General features: G+C 42.1%; 14 protein-coding genes and 1 pseudogene. 4 read left to right on the top strand and 11 right to left on the bottom strand.

Going from position 1 to position 20,723, the window contains the following annotated elements:
• The first annotated feature begins 215 nt into the window (after positions 1-215).
• Both V7K62_RS20530 and V7K62_RS20525 read left to right on the top strand, forming a co-directional pair.
• Positions 216-1,631: a folate/biopterin family MFS transporter gene (locus V7K62_RS20530; RefSeq protein ID WP_334867251.1), complete on the top strand. Its 1,416-nt coding sequence runs from the start codon at positions 216-218 to the stop codon at positions 1,629-1,631.
• Positions 1,632-1,752: 121 nt separating this feature from the next.
• On the top strand, positions 1,753-3,249 hold the full coding sequence (locus V7K62_RS20525) for a carotenoid oxygenase family protein (RefSeq protein WP_334867249.1): 1,497 nt from the start codon (positions 1,753-1,755) through the stop codon (positions 3,247-3,249).
• Positions 3,250-3,253: 4 nt separating this feature from the next.
• Here the strand turns inward: V7K62_RS20525 and V7K62_RS20520 are convergent, their stop codons facing one another.
• The 7 genes and pseudogenes from V7K62_RS20520 to V7K62_RS20490 form a co-directional block, all read right to left on the bottom strand.
• Entirely contained in the window at positions 3,254-4,411 is a 1,158-nt protein-coding gene (locus V7K62_RS20520) for a universal stress protein (protein ID WP_334867247.1), read from the bottom strand.
• 72 nt (positions 4,412-4,483) lie between these two features.
• A complete protein-coding gene (gene kdpC / locus V7K62_RS20515; RefSeq protein WP_334867245.1) occupies positions 4,484-5,083 on the bottom strand; it encodes a K(+)-transporting ATPase subunit C in 600 nt (199 codons plus the stop codon).
• Between the two features lie 34 nt (positions 5,084-5,117).
• Complete coding sequence (locus tag V7K62_RS20510) at positions 5,118-5,285, bottom strand: hypothetical protein (RefSeq protein ID WP_334867243.1); 168 nt, start codon at positions 5,283-5,285, stop codon at positions 5,118-5,120.
• Between the two features lie 210 nt (positions 5,286-5,495).
• Positions 5,496-7,601: a potassium-transporting ATPase subunit KdpB gene (gene kdpB, locus V7K62_RS20505; protein WP_334867241.1), complete on the bottom strand. Its 2,106-nt coding sequence runs from the start codon at positions 7,599-7,601 to the stop codon at positions 5,496-5,498.
• A 328-nt stretch (positions 7,602-7,929) separates the two neighbouring features.
• Positions 7,930-9,615 carry a potassium-transporting ATPase subunit KdpA gene (gene kdpA, locus V7K62_RS20500; RefSeq protein ID WP_334867239.1) on the bottom strand — a complete coding sequence of 562 codons (1,686 nt, stop codon included), beginning with the start codon at positions 9,613-9,615 and terminating at the stop codon, positions 7,930-7,932.
• Between the two features lie 291 nt (positions 9,616-9,906).
• A pseudogene (locus V7K62_RS20495) lies at positions 9,907-10,017 on the bottom strand (site-specific integrase); the annotation flags it as partial.
• A complete protein-coding gene (locus tag V7K62_RS20490) occupies positions 9,996-10,163 on the bottom strand; it encodes a hypothetical protein (protein WP_334867237.1) in 168 nt (55 codons plus the stop codon). The gene V7K62_RS20490 and the pseudogene V7K62_RS20495, both read right to left, overlap by 22 nt.
• 66 nt (positions 10,164-10,229) lie before the next feature.
• Here V7K62_RS20490 and V7K62_RS20485 point away from each other — a divergent pair, with 66 nt between their 5' ends.
• Together V7K62_RS20485 and V7K62_RS20480 are read left to right on the top strand one after the other, a co-directional pair.
• Complete coding sequence (locus V7K62_RS20485) at positions 10,230-11,306, top strand: sensor histidine kinase (RefSeq protein ID WP_334867235.1); 1,077 nt, start codon at positions 10,230-10,232, stop codon at positions 11,304-11,306.
• 155 nt (positions 11,307-11,461) lie between these two features.
• A complete protein-coding gene (locus tag V7K62_RS20480; RefSeq protein ID WP_335101677.1) occupies positions 11,462-12,136 on the top strand; it encodes a response regulator transcription factor in 675 nt (224 codons plus the stop codon).
• Positions 12,137-12,226: 90 nt separating this feature from the next.
• Here V7K62_RS20480 and V7K62_RS20475 read toward each other — a convergent pair whose 3' ends face one another.
• The 4 genes from V7K62_RS20475 to V7K62_RS20460 all read right to left on the bottom strand — a co-directional run bounded on the left by V7K62_RS20475 (position 12,227) and on the right by V7K62_RS20460 (position 20,625).
• Positions 12,227-13,648 carry a hybrid sensor histidine kinase/response regulator gene (locus V7K62_RS20475; RefSeq protein ID WP_334867233.1) on the bottom strand — a complete coding sequence of 474 codons (1,422 nt, stop codon included), beginning with the start codon at positions 13,646-13,648 and terminating at the stop codon, positions 12,227-12,229.
• A gap of 267 nt (positions 13,649-13,915) precedes the next feature.
• Entirely contained in the window at positions 13,916-15,751 is a 1,836-nt protein-coding gene (locus V7K62_RS20470; protein WP_334867231.1) for a GGDEF/EAL domain-containing response regulator, read from the bottom strand.
• A complete protein-coding gene (locus V7K62_RS20465) occupies positions 15,748-19,341 on the bottom strand; it encodes an ATP-binding protein (protein WP_334867229.1) in 3,594 nt (1,197 codons plus the stop codon). Before V7K62_RS20465 ends, V7K62_RS20470 begins: the two co-directional genes overlap by 4 nt.
• 462 nt (positions 19,342-19,803) lie before the next feature.
• Positions 19,804-20,625 carry an MOSC domain-containing protein gene (locus V7K62_RS20460; protein WP_334867332.1) on the bottom strand — a complete coding sequence of 274 codons (822 nt, stop codon included), beginning with the start codon at positions 20,623-20,625 and terminating at the stop codon, positions 19,804-19,806.
• Between the last annotated feature and the right edge of the window lie 98 nt (positions 20,626-20,723).

Below are 20,723 nucleotides of genomic sequence, written 5' to 3'. Positions count from 1 at the left end.
ATGAAACTGTGTTCGATGTACCAAATTCAAAGGCAATGCGAGATTAGATATCCAGCCGTTCAGGAACGAGAATGTCTTCCTAGAAGAGAGAAATTTGTTAGTAAAGCCTTAAATAATACTCAAACAATAAACAAAACGAGAAAGGTTACAAAAAACCCACCTCCGAAGAATCGATATGATAGAAAAGTAAATAAAATTTATAAAATATTTATCGAATGGTGGAGCAATCATCTGGCTTGTCCAAGGTCAAAGACTCATTAACACAAAAACTCTTCTTGGGTAATGAACCGAATGCGGAGTTAATTGCAATTCTCACCGTTTACTTTGTCCAAGGAATTTTAGGGCTATCGCGTCTAGCCGTTAGCTTTTTTCTCAAAGATGAACTAATGCTGAGTCCAGTCCAGGTATCGGCGCTATTGGGAATTGTCTTCCTACCTTGGATGATCAAGCCAGTGTTTGGTTTTATCTCTGATGGCTTGCCTATATTTGGCTATCGTCGGCGTCCTTACTTGATTTTATCCGGGATACTGGGAACTGCTTCTTGGGTGAGTCTGGCCACAATAGTTGATACTAGCTGGGCAGCGACATTAGCGATCGCTCTTGGTTCTCTTTCTGTCGCCATGAGTGATGTGATAGTTGACTCGCTGGTTGTAGAACGAGCCAGAGGCGAATCGCAAGCAAAAGCCGGTTCACTACAATCTCTCTGCTGGGGTGCTTCTGCGATCGGAGGTTTAATAACAGCCTACTTTAGCGGTCTGCTGCTTCAATATTTTACTACCCGTACCGTCTTTGGGATTACCGCTTTATTTCCGCTGATCGTTTCAGGCGTGGCTTGGTTAATTGCTGAGTCTCCCGTTAGCAAAGATCCTCAAGATAGTAATCAGACCAACTCTTTACCAATAAAACATCAACTGGGGCAGCTACGCCAAGCCATTAGCCAAAAAACAATTTGGCTACCAACGGCATTTATCTTCATCTGGCAAGCTACCCCAAATGCTGACTCAGCCTTTTTCTACTTCTCTACTAACGAACTCCACTTTGAACCAGAATTTTTGGGGCGAGTAAACTTGGTGGGAAGTTTCGCTTCTTTAGCAGGTGTTTGGATTTTTCAACGTTTCCTCAAAAGCGTCCCTTTTCGCGTGATTTTTGCTTGGAGTACTGTCCTTTCGTCAATTTTGGGGATGACGATGCTGTTGTTGGTGACTCACACAAACAGACTGTTGGGTATAGATGACCACTGGTTTAGTTTGGGTGATAGCCTGATTCTCACTGTGATGGGGAAAATTGTTTTTATGCAAGTAATGGTGCTAGCAGCAAGGCTTTGTCCCTCTGGTGTGGAAGCGACATTATTTGCCTTGTTAATGTCGGTGTTTAATTCAGCAGGAACGGTTTCCCATGCATCCGGGGCATTAATCACCTATTGGCTGGGGATCACCGGAACGAACTTTGACTCACTTTGGCTCTTGGTGATAATTACTAACCTCAGCACACTGTTACCCCTACCATTTATCAAATGGCTACCTGCTGCTGATGAGCAAACTGAGACACCCAAAAATGGGGAACAATCATTTTCGCCTGATTTCATGTCTGAGTTGGTACTGAGAGAATCAAAGTCGGAAACAGTGGAATAGTGCCATAAATTTCACCCTAATTCGAGTCAGTGCTATGTCTTCCCGTTTGAGTAAAGCCGCAAAGAAATTATTTTGAGCGGCTACATATTTTTGTGCAAAATAACAACAAAAAACCAAGTATATGCATTTTAAAATTCCAGAGAGCTTAGTTACAGAAAAATCCTACACCCGTGCAGGCTGGCAAGGAGGATATCAATCTCTCACCGAAGAGTTTGATTATTGGATTGATGATATAGAAGGACAAATTCCCAAAGAGTTAAAAGGTACGCTGTTTAGAAATGGCCCCGGTTTGCTGGATGTGAATGGGCAGTCTATTCATCACCCATTTGATGGGGATGGGATGATTAGCAAAATTACTTTCAGCAATGGCCGCGCTCATTTTCGCAACCGCTTTGTCCGCACAACTGGCTATTTGGCAGAGCAAGAGGCGGGAAAAATTCTCTATCGCGGTACTTTTGGTACTCAAAAACCCGGCGGTTGGTTAGCGAATATCTTTGACTTCAAACTTAAAAATATCGCCAATACAAATGTTATCTATTGGGGTGGTAAATTGCTAGCACTGTGGGAAGGTTCTGAAGCACATCGCCTCGATCCTGACACTCTTGAAACCTTGGGCAATGAATATTTTAATGGTGTTTTGTCAGCAGGTGAGCCTTTCGCGGCACATCCCCGTTTGGAAAATAATTGCGATCAAGATGGGGGTGCATCTTGCCTGGTAAATTTCTCAATTAAGCCAGGATTATCTACCACAATTACTATTTTAGAGCTAAACCCAGCGGGTGAAATTGTCAGACAGCACGCTCATAAGGTTCCAGGTTTTTGTTTCATTCACGATTTTGTGATTACTCCTAATTACTGCATCTTCTTTCAAAATCCTGTCACATTCAATCCCATACCTTTCGCCTTGGGAATACGTGCGGCGGGAGAATGTATCAAATTCCAGCCAAATCAGCCAACTCAAATTCTAATTATTCCCCGCACCCCCAAAGAAGGGGAAGAAGAGATAAAAATTCTGGAAACTCAGTCGGGTTTTGTCTTCCACCACATTAATGCTTTTGAGGTAGGAGACGAAGTTTTGATTGACTCCATTTGCTACCAAGATTTACCAAAAGTAGAACCTAAAAGCGATTTTCGACAAGTTGATTTTGAAGCTTCTTCACCTGGGCAACTTTGGCGATTTTATCTGAATCTAAAGAATGGGATAGTACGGCGGGAATTGATTGATGGCCGTTGTTGTGAATTTCCCAGCATACATCCGGCGAATGTGGGACGCCCCTATCGATATCTATATATAGGTGCGGCTCATGCAGAGACTGGTAATGCTCCCTTACAAGCATTGCTAAAAATTGATTTAGAGTCTCTTGAAAGACAACTTTGGAGTGCTGCACCCCGTGGTTTTGTCGGTGAACCGATTTTTGTCCCGCGCCCAGATTCTGAAAAGGAAGATGATGGTTGGGTATTAGCCTTGGTTTATGATGCTGCTGATCACCGTTCAGATTTGGTAATTTTAGATGCTAGTGATTTTTCTAAAGGAGTAATCGCACGGCTACATCTGAAGCATCATATCCCCTATGGTCTGCATGGGAGCTTTACTTCTGAGGTTTTTGGGGAAATTTGATCCCCTATTTGGGTGAAACCATTTTTTCGCTGGAAATGATATGCAAATCGATATTTTTGAGCAAACGGACTAATTTTTGCGTCAAAGATCCTTTGAGGAACATAAGCCAGCGCGATCGCTGACTTTCACCAATAACAATTTGGGTGATCCGATATTTCTCTGCTACTTCAGCGATCGCATTGGCGATGTTACTGTTGGTAACACGAAGAAAAGTACCTTCAAATTCTTTACAGAGTTTCTCACAAGTGTCAATGTGTAGGCTTTCCTCCTTGGTGAGGAAGCGTTCTAGATCGGCAACAAACAAGGTATAAAGTGGGGCATTCATATAATTAGCCAGCCTCGCACCCCGGCGTAACAGCTGCACTGAGTTGGGATAAGTAGATACACATACCAAAACTCGTTCATGAATATTACAGGATTGTCCGTTGGGAGTGGAGGCGATCGCATTTCCTTCCACGTTGTCTGCTACTTCCCGCAAAGCCAACTCCCGCAAAGCAATCAGGTTACGGCGTTGGAAAAAATTATCGAGGGATTGTTGGATTTTTTGGGGTGCATAAATCTTCCCTTCTAATAACCGTTCTTGTAGCGTTTCGGGTGTGACATCTATTACCACAATTTCATCAGCATCATCCATAATCCTGTCAGGAACTCGCTCACGGACTACCACACCTGTAATTCGGGCTACTAAGTCATTGAGACTTTCCAAATGTTGCACATTCATTGTGGAGTAGACATCAATACCTGCTGCCAAAACTATTTCTACATCTTCGTAGCGTTTTTCGCGTGGGCAACCAGGGACATTGGTATGAGCAAGTTCATCGATTAAGACTAATTGGGGCGATCGCTTTAAAATAGCATCTGTATCCATATCCGTTAGCATCAACCCATCCCGAAGATATTGCTTGCGGGGTAAAATCTCCAGTCCCTTTGCCTTCTGGACGGTTTCCTTGCGCCCGTGGGTTTCCAAAAGCCCAATGACGACATCAATTCCTTCATGTTTGAGTGAATGTGCCTCTTCTAGCATCCGATAGGTTTTGCCTACTCCAGGAGCCATACCAATAAAGATTTTATGCTTGCCCCGCCGTCCTGGCGGATAAAGCGAGTAACTTAGAGAATTTAAAGGTGTAGTGCCAGCCGAACCAGTATTACTATAATCTGACATTTCATTATTGATTCCTATAGCAAGCCTATTTCATCGAAAAACGGCGCTTTCCCCATGCCCAATGCCCATTTACTAATTTGGCTGACGAGAAAAATCTTGCACGTCAAGAGCATAATTCAATCGGAGAACATTGACTCCCGGTTCGCCAAAAATCCATAAAAATCTGTCATCAGTATACTTATTAATTAAACGTAAAATCTCATCTTCTTTTACTCCCCGCGCACCAGCAACCCGCGTCAATTGCTGCCGTGCTGCTTTCAAGGAAATATGCGGATCTAAACCAGAACCAGAGGTATAAATTATATCAGCTATCGGTTGAAGATTTTCCTCTCGCAATTTATCTGCCTCTTCTAAAATCCGTTTTAGTAATTCTGGATTGCTGGCAGCGAGATTGCTAGCTCCAGATATGCCAGTTGGCTTGGCTTTTTTGCCTTGGCTATATCTAACAGTACTGGGACGAGAATGGAAATATCGCTCAGATGTGAACACTTGACCAATCAAAGCTGAACCAATTGGTTCACCATTTTGACCCGGCCTGATGCTGCCGTTAGCTTGATAAGGGAAAAAAACTTGACCGACTACAAGGATTATCAGAGGATAGATGATTGCAGTCAACAACCAAAGCATTAGAGTTATAAAAATTGCTCTGATGGTTTCTCGAATAATAGCCATAAAAAGTTTTCCAATTGCGCCTAGAATTTAATTTTTAATTTTTAATTTTTAATTCTTTTGTCCACCCAGCAGGACGTTCCAAGATGCTGTTAGCAACAGCAGAAACAACTGGGGCAGTTACCACATTCAAGCACAGCAGGATAAAAATAGCGAGTGGTAGATGTTGTTTATGCCATTGCGACCAAACAAAGGATATCGCCAAAGTAGTTCTGAGTGAAAACGATGTTTCTTTATATTCTTCTTGTTCCCCCTCTCAACAGGTAAAAGTAAAAATGTTTATTATTTTACTTTGATCGAGATGCGCTCGTTTCCCAGCGTCTCTACTTTTGCTGTCCTGAGAGGATGTTTGAAAAGTCGCAAAATATACTAGCCCTGGTGAATATAATTTGCCTAATACTTTTCAAACATCCTCTTAAGCCAAGCCCACAACTGTAATCAGTACATCAATCAACTTAATGGCAATAAACGGCGCAATCACCCCACCTAAGCCGTAAATTAAGATATTGCGTTGGAGTAACTGATTAGCTGTCAGCGGTCTAAACCGGACACCCTTTAAAGCCAAGGGAATCAAAGCGGGAATAATCAAAGCATTATAAATCAGCGCTGAGAGTACAGCAGATTTAGGGCTAGTCAAATTCATAATATTCAAGCTTTGCAGGTTAGCCGCGACAAATATCATTGGGATAATTGCAAAATATTTAGCAATATCATTAGCGATGGAAAATGTCGTCAATGCCCCGCGAGTAATCAACAATTGTTTACCAATACTAATGATATCGAGCAGCTTTGTGGGATCGGAGTCCAAATCGACCATGTTGGCGGCTTCTTTGGCAGCTTGTGTTCCTGTATTCATCGCGACGCCGACATTAGCTTGGGCTAAGGCTGGAGCATCGTTAGTTCCATCTCCGGTCATAGCGACCAGTTTCCCTGCTGCTTGTTCCTTTTTAATCACACTGATTTTGTCTTCTGGTGTGGCTTCGGCAATGAAGTCATCCACCCCTGCTTCTTTGGCAATGACAGAAGCTGTAATTCGGTTGTCTCCAGTTAGCATGATGGTACGCACTCCCATCCGTCGGAGTTGCTCAAAGCGATCGCGAATACCAGGTTTAACTATATCTTTGAGATAAACGATCCCATAGATTTCGTTATCTAGGCTGACTGCTAGGGGTGTACCTCCCAAGCGAGAAACTCGTTCGTAGGCAGCATCCAATTCTGGTGTATCGCGTCCGTTGCGGGAACGGACAAATCCTTTAATGGCTTCTACTGCTCCCTTTCTGGCCTCATACCCACCAGGTAAGTTTGTGCCACTCATCCGGGTTTTGGCGGAAAAATTGACTCCTTCTGCCTGAGTGGAGTCAAAATCAAACCTTGCGCCCAACTTTTCTGCCAGTCGGACAATGGATTTTCCTTCTGGTGTATTGTCAAAGACACTAGCTGCCCAGGCGACATTAGCAATTTCCGACATTGAATAACCGTTGAGGGGAATAAACTCTTCCGCCAGACGGTTGCCGAGGGTAATTGTACCTGTCTTGTCCAGAAGTAAAGTGTTGATATCACCACAGGCTTCGACTGCTCGTCCTGATGTGGCAATGACGTTAAATTGGGCAACTCGATCCATACCAGCAATACCGATGGTACTTAGTAAGCCGCCAATGGTGGTAGGAATTAACGCTACTAATAGGGCAATCAAAATTGGGATGCTGACTGGACTGTTGACATAGTAAGCAAGTGCAGGCAAGGTTACTACGACTAACAAAAACACTAAGCTGAGAACTGCCAACAATACCGTTAGGGCAATTTCATTGGGTGTTTTGCTACGTTCTGCCCCTTCTACTAAAGTAATCATCCGGTCAATAAAGCCTTTGCCTGGGTCAGTAGTAATACGGATAATCAGTTCATCGGAGATAATCCGCGTTCCACCAGTGACGGAACTAGCAACGTCCGAGCCTGATTCTTTTAATACTGGTGCGGATTCCCCAGTAATTGCCGATTCATCCACTGAGGCAACACCCATGATTACTTCGCCATCGGCGGGGATGATATCGCCAGCAACGACGTAGATGGTATCGCCCTGTTTGAGGTTGGTGGATGAAACTTCACTAAGTGTGCCATCGGCAGCAAGTTTTTTAGCGATCGTCTCTAACTTCATTAATCGCAAGGCATCGGCTTGGGCTTTACCCCGTCCTTCTGCCACTGCTTCGGCAAAATTGGCAACCCAAACTGTAAAGAATAAAATCCCCGACAATAAGCCGTTGAAAAGTTGCGGGTTCTTTTGAAGGGCTGGGCCAAATAGGTTGGGATCAATCGTTAGCAATAGGATGATGATTGTCCCTACCCAAACCACAAAGATCACTGGATTTTTGATTACATACTTAGGGTTGAGCTTGATAAAAGCATCCCTAATTGCTCTTAAGTACAGCCACTTATTACTTGCCCTGGTCTTTTTACGTCCTTGACGGCGATCGCCAGAACGAGAACTTGGGCGTCTAGCTTTGAAGTTAGTTGCCACTTGATTCATGAATAAAGTTTAGGAGTGAGAAGTTAAGAGTTAGGAGTTATAGAAACTTCTAATAAAAAAATATCCAACCTGTAGGATGCGTTAGTAACGCATCCTACGAAACCAGATAATTTATCAGATAAGGCAGGAGGAAAGAAGTATGAATTAAAACTTTATTTCTAAGTAATTACCCAGTCAAAAATCAGATACTGGTACGAGACGTGTAGTGCAAGATATAAACCTTTCTTGCTTGAATCTCACACTTTTAAGTCTGGGTTACTCCTTCCTCCTGCCTCCTGAATTATTTTTTGATATTTTCTTAATTTCAAACTTATAACTCATAACTTTTCTAACTGCCAGATGCTAGTTTCAAACCCTCAGCTATGGGGCCTAAAGCCAGAACGGGAAAGAAAGTCAAGACTCCCAAAACCAGGGTGACTCCAGCCGTGATACTAGTAAATACCAGAGAATCAGTTCTCAGGGTAGCAGGGGTTTCTTGTACTGGTTGTTTGCGAGACATCCCGTCAGCTAGCAGCAGGATGGCAATCATCGGAATGTAGCGTCCTCCGATTAGGCTAACTAAAGTACTCAAGTTCCACCACAGGGTGTTATCCCTCAACCCCTCTAAACCCGAACCATTATTTGCTGCTGCTGAAGCGTATTCATAAACTACTTGAGAAATGCCGTGATAGCCAGAGTTGCTAATTCCAGATAGGGAGATGGGATAAGCCAAGGCGATCGCACTGGGAATCAAAACTAGAATTGGGTGAATCAACAGCACTACGCTGGCGAGGACGATTTCTGGCTTTTCAATTTTGCGTCCTAAAAACTCTGGGGTGCGTCCTGCCATTAGTCCAGTTAGGAAGACTGTGAGAATTAAGTAAATAAATAAGTAAGCTGTTCCAGTTCCCTGACCACCCCAGATAACCTGGATAAATAAGTTGAAGAGAGTCGAAAATATTCCTTGCGGCATCAAAGAATCGTGCATCCCATTCACAGCACCAGACATAGTAGCGGTAGTCATCACTGCCCAAAATGCCGTTTGTGCCCAACCAAATCTAACTTCCTTACCCTCTAAATTGGGTTGTTCTAATCCAAAGGCGTTATTAACCAGAGGATTACCTTGTAGTTCTCCCACAGCTGTCACTCCCACCAGAACTACAAAAATCACAAACACCATCCAAAAAAGTAGCCAAGCTTGTTTGATGTTATTCGCAAATATACCGTAGGTGTAAATCAAGGCTGCCGGTATAGAAATCATGGCGATCATTTCGATCAAGTTAGAAGCGCCATTGGGATTTTCAAAAGGGTGAGCTGAGTTGACGCCAAAAAAGCCGCCGCCGTTCTCGCCCAAAAGTTTGATCATTTCAAAGGATGCCACCGGGCCTCTGGCCAGATATTGCGTCCCGCCTTCTAAGGTTGTCACATCCATAGTCCCAGCTAATGTTTGTGGTACACCTGCTACTAGCAAAGCGATCGCTCCAATAATCGAAATCGGCAGCAATATTCGCGTAATTCCACGGACAAGATCGACATAAAAGTTTCCCAATCCTCTACCCGTCAACCCGCGAATAAAGGCAATTCCCACGGCTAACCCGGTGGCTGCGGAGGTGAACATCAAAAAGCCTAAAGCCGCTACCTGGCTAAAATAGCTTAAGGTTGTCTCACCTGCATAGTGTTGTTGATCGGTATTCGTTACAAATGAAATCGTTGTATGCAGCAATACATCCCAATTGGGCGCACCGAAGCCGTTTGGATTCCAGGGTAAAATTCTCTGAAAATATATCAGAAAATACACGGAAATAGCCATGACCGTGTTGCAACAGAGTATGGCCCGGATATACTGCCAACCCGTCATGTCATCTTTTCTGCGAACACCCGCAAATACGAACATACTTCGCTCTATGGGGTTCATTAAAAAATCAAGCAGTGTTCTTTCTCCCAAAAAGACACGCGCTATGTATTTTCCGAATAATGGAGTGATTGCTATGACAATACACAGCGTTAAGCCAATTTGCAAAAAACCTTGTCCCATATATTTTACGCTAAATTAAATTTAAGTCCTACCAAGCCAATTTTTAGAAATAACGGATTTTGAGGAATTTACTATTTTCAGTTATCACTATTTTCCAGAGAGTTGTTCAAGTTTTTGTTAAGAATATTTAATCTTTACTTTTAATTCATCTATTTAAACTAATTAGGATTATTTGTTTATACAATACATTTTCCAAGTTTGCAGAACTTATACACTCAGATTCCCCATTGCATTGCTCCCTGACAACATCGACAACGCCGCTGCCGCCTCCAATACCTGATGGTCACGCACTTATAAGCGTCTCTGGAACTGCTCTAAATTCCGATGCCCTGAGATTTCCTGAATTACCCACAGTGAGATACCAGCATTACTCATCTGGGTTAAGGCTGTACGCCGAAAGGCTGCGATCTAGAGAATATAAGGATTTGACCCCGATTAGTCAGAATTGCTTGAGTGAGATTAGCGTAGCTTGCCAAAGTAGGCATCGCTCCCATATATTTCCAATCGACTGCATTAGGTGCGATCGCGCTGACGGCAGTATGCTCCAAATATATTTCAGGACTAGCCAGATTTTTAGTAAATCATAAATGACGATATTAAGTCGATTATTGACTATGAAAGAAGCGATAAATGAACGTGGAAAGACCTATGGACTAATAGCGATCGCCTTTGCGATCGTGATCATACTAGAATATTTGACACCTCCAGAGTACGTATTTGGCTACCTCTACACAGGGACGATTTTATTAGCAGATTCTCGATTGAATCGGAGAGCAGTTTTGGGGATCACTCTTGCAGCTACAGGATTAACATTATTGAATTTGTTTGTCCCAGGAGGAGAAATGATTAATTACCCAACGTTGGCAAATAGGTTGATTGCAGTGTTGGCATTGGTGGTAACGGGTTGGTTAAGCGATCGCAACCATCGCAACGAAGAAGCGATCGCTTATACGCAAGCACAATTACGCTCCCAAGAACAACTAGCTATCATGCGTGAAGATTTTGTTTCTACCCTAACGCATGATTTGAAAACACCCCTATTAGGAGCAATTGAAACGCTGAAATATTTTCAAAATGAGCAATTTGGTGAAATCACGCCCATGCAAGTAAAAGTCTTACAAACAATGGCTCGTAGTCATCGCAGTACACTGCAATTAGTCCAAACCCTTTTAGATGTGTACCGCAATGATGCCGAAGGGCTGAAACTACAGATATCAGCAGTTAACTTGGTGACAGTGGCAGAGGAGATCATCGCTACACTGACTGAACTAGCGAGAACACGTCAGGTTTATATTTCTCTGCACTATGGCGAATCAGATTTTCGGAGCTTTCTCTGGGTAAATGGCGATTCTTTGCAACTTGGGCGAGTCTTCAGCAATCTCCTGAGTAATGGCATTAACCATACCCCTCGTGGCGGTAAAGTGGAAGTAGTATTTGAAGGTTATTCTAGCGATCAAGTGGTAAAAATACTCGATACTGGTTCCGGCATTACCGAAAAAGAGTTACCCCACTTATTTGAGAGGTTTTATCAAGGAAATAGCGATCGCCACGTCTCAGGTTCTGGATTGGGGCTTTATTTGACTAGGCAAATTATAGTTGCTCATGGGGGTACAATTTGGGCAGAGAATCGCTCACCACGGGGCGCACTATTTGGTTTTCGACTCCCAGCTTGTCCACCACCGGGGAGATGAGAAATCAATTCAAAATTCAAAATTCAAAATTGAAGAACTCTTGCCTTCTCTACGACACGCTGCGCGATCTGCTTTCTCTTTCCCAATGCCCAATGCCCAATGCCCAATGCCCAATCCCCAATCCCCAATCCCCAATGCCCAATGCCCAATTACTAATGACAAAAATCTTACTTGTTGAAGATGATGAATTATTTCGGCTTGGTCTGCGGATGCGGTTGCAACAAGAAACCAGTTTGGAGATTGTCGCAGAAGCAGAAGATGGGGAACAAGCTGTAGAATTAGCAAATCGCTATCCTCTGGATTTGGTCTTGTTAGATATAGGTTTACCGGGAATTGGCGGGATTGAGGCTTGTCGCCAAATCAAGCAGAAGCACCCAAATTTACCAATTCTGGTTTTAACGTCTCGTTCTGAAAAACCCCTAATTTCGCGGTTAATTGCCGCCGGCGCACAAGGTTACTGCCTTAAAGGTATTCCTGCTGAGTCTTTGATATTGGCAGTGCGATCGGTTGCAGCGGGCGCTTCTTGGTGGGATCAAACTGCAACAACTGAAATTAGAGCCGCTTTTGAGGGCAATTCTATGGCGGTGCAGTCTGCAAAAACTGAGGAATCTTTAGAAAATCCTTTAACGAAGCGGGAGCAAGAAATTTTGGCACTGGTAGCAGCTGGCAAAAGCAATCAAGAAATTGCTGAAATTCTCTACATTGCCCCTGGTACAGTGCGGGTTCATGTCCATGCTATTTTACAAAAACTAGAAGTACGCGATCGCACTCAAGCCGCAGTCTTAGCTATCCAAAAAGGATTGGTAGCACCAGAATTGTTGATTAATTAGATTTATCGGGGACTGAGGACTGGGTAAACATTCCAAAATATGTTCGGGGTTAGAGCGAATTCTATAATTTTTCGTTTCAAAACCCAGTACCTAATCCCCAGTCTCTAATCCCTTTTCCGATTTTGAAAATTGCGATGAGATATCAGGTTGCTCTGTGGGAATTTCGATCACAAACTCTGCTCCTTTGCCAACAGATGAGTTACAGCTAATATTTCCTCGGTGTTTTTGCACGATAATCTGATAGCTAATAGATAATCCTAGTCCACTACCTTTGCCCACAGGTTTTGTCGTAAAGAATGGGTCAAATAAACGCGAGAGCAACGACTCTTCAATACCAAGACCATTATCAGCGATCGCAATTTTGACCATATTCAAGTCTGTCACCTCTGTATGAATCCGAATTTGGGGAGTAGGTAGTAGGGAGTAGGGAGTAGAAGATTGATTTCCCACTCTCCACTCCCCATTCTCTACTCCCTCTTTTAAAGATTGATTCCCCATTCCCCACTCCCCATTCCCCATTCCCTCTTCTATTGCATCAATAGCATTATTCAACAGATGCATAAATACTTGATTTAATTGACTCGCATAACAAGTGACTAGGGGCAAGTTACCATAATCTTTCACTACAACAATTGCCGGATGGTCTGCTGCCTCTCTGAGCCGATGTTGTAACATCACCAAAGTATTTTCGATGTCTTCATGGATATTTACCCGCTTCATCTCTGCTTCATCATGCCGAGAGAAGTGTTGTAGCGCCAGTACAATTTCCCGAATGCGATCAGATCCTCTATACATTGCACCTATCAGGTTTTGCAGATCCTTAATGATAAAATTCAGGTCTACATCTTTGGCTATTTGCTGAATTTTTGGTGTGGGTTTGGGATATTCTTGCTGATAGACCTCAATCATATTCACTAGGTCTTCCACATATTGACCAGCATATTGGAGATTTCCATAAATAAAACTGATCGGGTTATTAATCTCATGAGCCAGCCCAGCCACTAACTGTCCCAGCGCCACCATCTTTTCGTTCTGAATTTGTTGAACTTGAGAGGCTTTCAAGTCGTCAAGAGCCTGTTGGAGTAAAAAGTTTTTTTCTTGCAGTTTAACTTGGAGCAAACGTAAATTAATCTGATTTTCAATTCGCAATACCACTTCTGCCCCATGAAAAGGTTTGGCAATATAATCGACACCACCAACATCAAAGGCTTTCACCTTATCTACAACATCATCCAGGGCGCTAATAAAAATTACTGGGACTTCACAAGTTTTATCGTCAGCTTTCAGTTGTTGACAAACTTGGTAGCCATCCATACCGGGCATATTGATATCTAGCAAAATCACATCGGGCAAAACCATTTGACACGCAGTCAGTGCCATTTTACCGTTTAAGGCTTTGCGAACTTCAAAACCTTGTGCAGTCAACATCGCCGATAAAAGCCGCAAATTATCTGGGGTATCATCTACCACCAAAATATTTCTTTTATGATGGTTAGTTTGATTAAAATGCATTATTATCAAAAGTTATGCGTATAATTATTGAGAATAGTAAATGCTTCTTTCAAATCACCCTGAAGTGTGTTAACCAATTTCACCGAAATACTTGTATTTATAGTTTAACTCTCATGTGGCTGGAGAGTTTTGCTGACTATCGAAGTTATTGACCAGTTATTAGCTTTGAGAAGCTGATAAAGGGCTGTAAGCAGTATAGTAGATAGCACACGCAGATTATCTAGCCGAGCATCAACAATGAAATTTTTCCCAGGTGCTACTTGATAGCTACCATTGAGGTGCTGCCGTGAGCAACTTAAAAACTAATTGTTGTTCTATGGGTTGAGAAAATAGATATCCTTGAGCAAAATCACAGTTTAAACTTCTCAATTGGGCTAACTGTTCTTGTGTTTCGACACCTTCAGCGATCGCACTCATCCCCATTGAGTTGGCAATCCCAATCATTGCTGGTACTAACCCCATATTATCATTGTTCTCCTGCATACGTTTGACGAAAGATTTATCAATTTTAAGTGCATTCAAAGGAAAGCTGTGCAGGTAACTTAAAGATGAATATCCTGTACCAAAATCATCCATAATCAACTTGATTTTTCGCTGCTTTAGTTGTTGAAGAATTATTTTTATCGCCTCAGTATTTTCCATAATTACACTTTCGGTAATTTCTAATTCCAAATATGCAGGATTTATTTTATTTTCATAAATTATTCGGTCAATTTGTTCTACCAAATTCGGCTGTAAAAACAACCTTGCACTCAAATTGACACTCATAGTTAGAGGTTCTGGTGTAATTGGATGATGTTGCCAGATGCTTAGTTGATGACAAGCTGACTGTAATACCCAAGTATTGATGGCATTAATCAAACCCGTTTCTTCGGCCACAGGAATAAATTCTATGGGAGAAACCAGACCACGAATCGGATGTTGCCAGCGCACCAAGGCTTCAAATCCAGAAATTCTACCTGTAGTTAGAGAAACAATTGGCTGATAATAAACGAGAAATTCTTGCCTTTCAACAGCCCTTCGCAGGTCATTTTCTAACTCTAAAAGCTGAAGAGCTTCCTGATGCATCGCTGGATTGAAAACGTGATACTTGGCTCTCCCTTGAGCCTTAGCTCGATACATTGCCGTATCAGCATCCCGTAGTAAATACTCTGGGCGATCGTAATCTTTATTGCCCCAACTAATACCAATACTGACATTCATAAATACTTCATATCTTGACAGTTTAAAAGCAAGTGATAGCTGTTGCAGAAAAGATTCTGCAACTTGGATTGCTATATTGATATCTGTAATATTTTCTAGGAGAATTCCAAATTCGTCCCCGCCCAATCGTGCTAAAGTATCAATAGGTATCAGACATGCTTGCAAGCGGCGAGCAATGGCTATCAGTAATTCATCTCCTACCGGATGACCAAGGGAATCATTGACAACTTTGAAGCGATCGCAGTCTAAAAAAAGTACTGCAAACTGATAACTAGATTCTTGCTTCGCCCGATTCAGAGCATTTTCTAGTCGCCTAATAAACAAAACTCGGTTTGGTAATCCAGTCAGGGAATCATGCAGTGCTATATCTAGCAGTTGACTTTGCAATTTCTGGCGGGAATGGATTTCTTGTTGAAGTTTTTGTAGAGTTTTTTCTAGTTCCCCAGTCCGCTGTTTTACCCGATGTTCCAGTTCCACATTTAGTTTCAATATTTCTAGTCGCGCCGATCTCAATGCCAGTTGATTTTGCACACGCACTAAAACTTCTTGAAACTCAAAAGGTTTGGTGATGTAGTCTACACCACCCACCTGAAAGGCTTTAACTTTGTCAAAAACATCATCTAAAGCGCTAATAAAAATCACCGGAATATCGGCTGTTAGCTCCCAAGCTTTAAAGGTCTGACAAATTTCATAGCCATCTACTTCTGGCATCATAATATCAAGTAGAATCAAATCAGGTAATAATGTTTGAGTTGCTGTCAGTGCCATTTGCCAATTCAAAGCTTTACGAACGTTATACCCTTCCCTTGTCAATATGGAGGATAAAACCCGGAGGTTGTCCGCCATATCGTCAATGATCAAAATATCTTTTTTATCAGGGTCTAAATGCTCGTAATTCATTCTACGTTTGTTGTAGTCAATTCCATGATTTTCTCAAACTGGTAGTTATTTGCTAAATCCCTGAGAACTTGGAAAACGTGAGCATTATCGGATGGAATTTGCTTGAGTAACTCTAAAATCAGTTCATCGCTACAGCTGGCTGCGGCATAGTGAATCTGTTGGAGCCACTCAGGTGACATTTGTGATAAATGGCTCAGGAGTTCGGCAACAGTGACATAAATCTGTGTAGCTTGATCGACACCTGCACCTTTTGTGGTTTCTACTTGATTGGTATATTTTAAACCCAGATGTTGGCTCAGTTTTTCCAATAATACTTCCTGTGTGAATGGCTTGCGAATAAAATCATCACAGCCAATAGACAAAATTTTCTGGCGTTCTTCCTCAAAGGCGCTAGCAGTTAGGGCAATAATGATTGTAGGTGTATTGGAGCAATCCGGCGTTGCTCTAGAGAAGTCGCAAGCAGGAGCCAACGCTGTTGGCAGGAGCGATCGCCAAGTGGACGCACCAGAAGCATTATTTCCGATGACACCAGTTGCTTCTGGTGTGGAAGACGCATTTCGTACAACTTTGAGAACCTCGCCGTCATCTGAATCGGTTAACCCTGCTGCAAGGTACTGGCTCCTCGATGACACCAGTTGTTTCAATTTTGGGAACCTCCGCAACGTATTGGCTACCCTATGCCCTATTCCTCTAGCTTTAATAATTCTTGTGGCTTCGTAACCATCCATGACCGGCATTCGCATATCCATAAAAATCAAGTGTGGTTGCCAAGATTCCCAATTAGCAACTGCTTCACTACCATCTGTAGCTTCGTTGACTTCAAAGCCTAGAGATGTGAGAATTTTAACTAACAACAGACGGCTTTCTTTGGAGTCGTCAACTACTAAGATCCGGTATACTTTCTCAGTCGGCGCTAAAGCTAGAATTTGGGATTTAATTTGGTTTATCGGGATTTCTCTGGGGCAAGTTAGAGCAATCTGAACATCAAAGGCAAATGTACTACCGACACTAGGCATAGTGCCGACAGTAATATCTCCTCCCATCAGTTGCACGTATTTACGGCTAATCGCTAAACCCAGTCCCGTCCCCTGTTGGAATTTTCTGCCGATTTCGGTTTGTTCAAAAGCCTCAAACAGCAAGTCAATTTCTTGTGGAGCAATACCACAGCCAGTGTCTTGTACCTCGAAGAAGAGAAGAGGGGGATAAGGAAGATTTTGCTCCCCCTGCTCCTTTAGCTCCCCAGCCCCCAGTCTCACTCGTAGTGTCACCCTTCCTTTATCAGTAAATTTGATGGCATTTCCCAAGAGGTTGAGCAAGACTTGGCACAGTTTATTTTCGTCTGTTTCTATGTATTTAGGAATATCTTGTGCATATTCAAACAGTAATTCTAAATTTTTAGATTTAGCACGCAAGTGCAACATCTCTTCTAAGTTCTTCAACAGATGAATTAAGTCAAAGCTGCTGCGATTTAAGGTGATTTTGCCAGCTTCGATTTTAGACATTTCTAGAATGTCATTAATTAATTTGAGTAGATGTTCGCCAGCACGATTAATTATTGCCAAGTTTTCTTGATGTTCGCTAGATAGCGAATAATCTCGACTCATGACTTGGGTGAAACCAAGAATGGCATTGAGTGGGGTACGCAGTTCGTGGCTCATGTTAGCAAGAAATTCGCTTTTGGCGAGGTTGGCGGCGGCGCTTCGCGCTGCTTCCCGAACGGCTGCTTGTTGCTCTTGTGCAGCGATTTTTTGCGATTGAATCAGTTCTTCTTGGGTGGTTTGCAGTTGCTCGATAACTTGCCGAAACTCTTCAGTACGTTTTTTTACTTGAGCCTCTAAGGTGCGATTGTATTCTGCTAATAACTTTTCTGTTTGTTTGCGTTGGGTGATATCAAAAAATGTGACGATCGCAAAAACAAGATTCCCCGATTCATCATAAATTGGCTTTCCTAAAACCTCAATGGGAGTAATCTTGTCACAACGACGAATTTCCACATCATCAACCCTGGTGCTTTCCCCAAGCAATGCTCTCGAAATTGGTAAGCGATCGCTGGGGTAAAGTTGATCTGTCCCGGCAAGGTAAGCTTGATATACCTCTGACAATTCTTCGACTCTAACTTCTGCTATTGTCCCTTGACCGAGAATTTGCTGCCCAATCTGATTTGTATAATAAGGTTCACCTGACGCATCGATGATCAATACACCTACCGGCATGGCTTCTAAAAATTGAGTTAGCCGACTCTGATTATGAGATAGCGCCTCATTTAAAACTTGCATCTGGGCATTCTTTGCTTCTAAAGCACTAAAGGATGCTTGGAGTTGCTTTGCCATAGTTTCAAATGATTTGGCTAGTTCTCCCAGTTCATCGGAACGCTGAATTTCTGGTGTTTGCTCCCATTCACCTTGAGCAATTTTCTTCGCTGATGTATTTAATTGTAAAATCGGCTTAATTACCCAACGAGCAGTCAAAATCCCAATTCTTGTAGTCACTAAAAAAGCAACTATGCACAGCAAAATAGTCATGCGGGTGTTGGCATTAATTTGCTCCATAAATTCGCCTTCGGGAATCACCGCCACGATTAGCCAATCTAAACCCAGAGCGTCTCTCCAACTTTTTACCTGCACAAAATAACGCATTCCATCGGCGGTAAAACTTAGCTGTTGCTTCCCCGCAATAAACCCAAGATTACCAAAGCGTTTGATCAAAGACTGTGTTGTGAGTCTAATTAAAGAATTTTGACTATTTAATGCTGATAGACGTTTTCCTTTACCATTAATAATGGTATATGGTGGCTCGCTAGTAGAAGAAGCCACTATTAACCCAGAACGTTCTAAAATAAAAGTTTGACTCGACCGTTCGGTATTTAATTTGGCTAAAAAGTTGCTGATTTGTGACAATATCAAATCGATACCAATCACCCCAACAAGTTTGTGAGTTTTATCGTAAACAGGATAGCTGGAAGATATGGATAAAATTTGTGGTTTATCTTCCCATTGATAAATTTGACTCCAGACGGGTTTGCCTATCTTGACTGCATCTGCATACCACGCTTCTAGACGAGGATCGTAATTTTTGACTTGCTGCAACTGGCGGCGATTCCCTTTTCGGGCTGTATTATAAACATAAAGTTTCCCGATGCCATGCTTTTGGGTAACTTGATTAATTAAGAGCGTGCCATTATCTAAACGTTCAATACCGATAAATTCACCTTTGGGGTTGGCAAAGTTGTTGTAGCCAACATTGAAAACCTGCATTTGTTTCCAAAAGTAATTTCCGGTGGTTTGAAAGTCCGAAAGGTTGAGCAAACCTAGCTCAATCGCATCTAAGTTGATTTGATTGATTTGCTTCGGGGTTGTTAAATAGCTATCAAGATGTTGTTCAATGCGATCGCAGATTTCATTTTCTAATTGAGTAGCAAGCTCGTTTACCGCTTTTTGACCGTTTTGATACGAAAGATAGCCCACAAGTCCCACCGCCCCACAAATTTGCAATATAAAGGGCAGAATCAGAACATACCTCAAGGGCATCTTGGCATAAACTTTGCCAACTAAGCGATTAATCGATTTGACGGGCTGAAGTTTGGATAACATTGTTGTTTAATTCTTCCCCAGTCTATACTAGGTACATTTTTGCCACACAAGCTACACTTGTTCTCATGACAATTACGGTGTTCTCTCGCTTTTATGATGAAATATTTTAAATTTTTAGTATAAAAAAGCATAACTTCTTTATTTTATACTTATTTGACTGGCTGAATTCCTCCAACGCCTAATTTTCAAACTTTGCGATTGCACCTGAATTTGCTCAGTTTTATCTGGCAATATGTCAACAGATTTTCTCAAATGAACTGAAATTTAACCGATAAGCTCCAGTATGACATTCTAAAATTCAGGTCGCCATTAGCACCCCATCCTAAATTTAATTGTTAATTGCTGATCTCTTGATTTTCTGGTCTGAAAACCTCTGGAGTTCTACAAAAGCTTATATTTAACTACAACAATTTTAAAATTGTCATGCAAATACATCGCATAAACAAAAAAATCCCCAAAAATTTACTTTGTATTTTTTATTTTTAAGAAATGTTGACTTTGTTGTGGAAATATGTCAACATCATTGCCGATTTGTAAAATTTTTCCGGCTGACGATGGGGGTAATTGGGTATTAATACTCAATCTATAAAAGTGATTAAAAGGCGATGAAGCAACCCAATTTGGCAGAGTTGCTTGTCGCTGGGTTGCAAAAATTCTTTGAAAGTTTGGGTAAGCTTCCCCTAAGTAAGAATCGCGTGTTGGGACGATACAACGCTGACATGGGTTAACCCCAAAAAATTGCACATCTCCCACTCGAAAGGAGACTAAATCACCTTGTTCACTAAATAGCTGATCTTCCCAAAATGCTGGTACACCACCAATCTCAATGTTGGCACGCATCCGACGACGCATTTCATCTACACTTAAACCAGGAAACCAAGAAGCTACCTCTGCCAATGTTGCCGTACTAATTACCGTTGGGCCAAGTGAGTGTGTATCGTCAGGAAAACCCATTAGAGAGTTTTGTCCCAATGTGACAGCAAACTCAAAAAAAGCACTCAAAGTTGCTTCAAGTGCTTGCCGTTCCTCATCCAGATGAAAAATTTGTTGTAAGTCGCCATCTGGAATTTGCAACGAGATAGTTCTATTTAAGAGTGCAAATTGCGCCCTTAGTAAATGGATTTTAGCATGACGCTTGCCATTGACAAATTTACCTTGTTCGTCAAAAATGGCAAACTCGCGGTCATGCTGTAGTGCGCCACTGGCAAGAACTCTAGCGTTCTCAACTTCAACACCATCCAATGACTTAACTGGATACAGTAAAATCTTAGCTAGGTAAGGCATCATCGCAATTTTGGATTTTAGATTTCGGATTTTGGATTAAAGATTGGTGATTTAGCAGTTTCCAATCTAAAATCTAAAATTCTTTTGTTACTTATCCA

Source organism: Nostoc sp. (assembly GCF_036917935.1).
Classification (GTDB): Bacteria; Cyanobacteriota; Cyanobacteriia; order Cyanobacteriales; family Nostocaceae; genus Nostoc.
Note: the sequence above shows the minus strand (reverse complement) of the source record. Positions and strands in the feature narration are given on the sequence as shown.

Bases quoted from the DNA above. Each gene is read 5' to 3' on its own strand.
- V7K62_RS20530 (WP_334867251.1), top strand. From the start codon at position 216: ATGGTGGAGCAATCATCTGGCTTGTCCAAGGTCAAAGACTCATTAACA.
- V7K62_RS20525 (WP_334867249.1), top strand. From the start codon at position 1,753: ATGCATTTTAAAATTCCAGAGAGCTTAGTTACAGAAAAATCCTACACC.
- V7K62_RS20520 (WP_334867247.1), bottom strand. From the start codon at position 4,411: ATGTCAGATTATAGTAATACTGGTTCGGCTGGCACTACACCTTTAAAT.
- kdpC (WP_334867245.1), bottom strand. From the start codon at position 5,083: ATGGCTATTATTCGAGAAACCATCAGAGCAATTTTTATAACTCTAATG.
- kdpB (WP_334867241.1), bottom strand. From the start codon at position 7,601: ATGAATCAAGTGGCAACTAACTTCAAAGCTAGACGCCCAAGTTCTCGT.
- kdpA (WP_334867239.1), bottom strand. From the start codon at position 9,615: ATGGGACAAGGTTTTTTGCAAATTGGCTTAACGCTGTGTATTGTCATA.
- V7K62_RS20485 (WP_334867235.1), top strand. From the start codon at position 10,230: ATGAAAGAAGCGATAAATGAACGTGGAAAGACCTATGGACTAATAGCG.
- V7K62_RS20480 (WP_335101677.1), top strand. From the start codon at position 11,462: ATGACAAAAATCTTACTTGTTGAAGATGATGAATTATTTCGGCTTGGT.
- V7K62_RS20475 (WP_334867233.1), bottom strand. From the start codon at position 13,648: ATGCATTTTAATCAAACTAACCATCATAAAAGAAATATTTTGGTGGTA.
- V7K62_RS20470 (WP_334867231.1), bottom strand. From the start codon at position 15,751: ATGAATTACGAGCATTTAGACCCTGATAAAAAAGATATTTTGATCATT.
- V7K62_RS20465 (WP_334867229.1), bottom strand. From the start codon at position 19,341: ATGTTATCCAAACTTCAGCCCGTCAAATCGATTAATCGCTTAGTTGGC.
- V7K62_RS20460 (WP_334867332.1), bottom strand. From the start codon at position 20,625: ATGCCTTACCTAGCTAAGATTTTACTGTATCCAGTTAAGTCATTGGAT.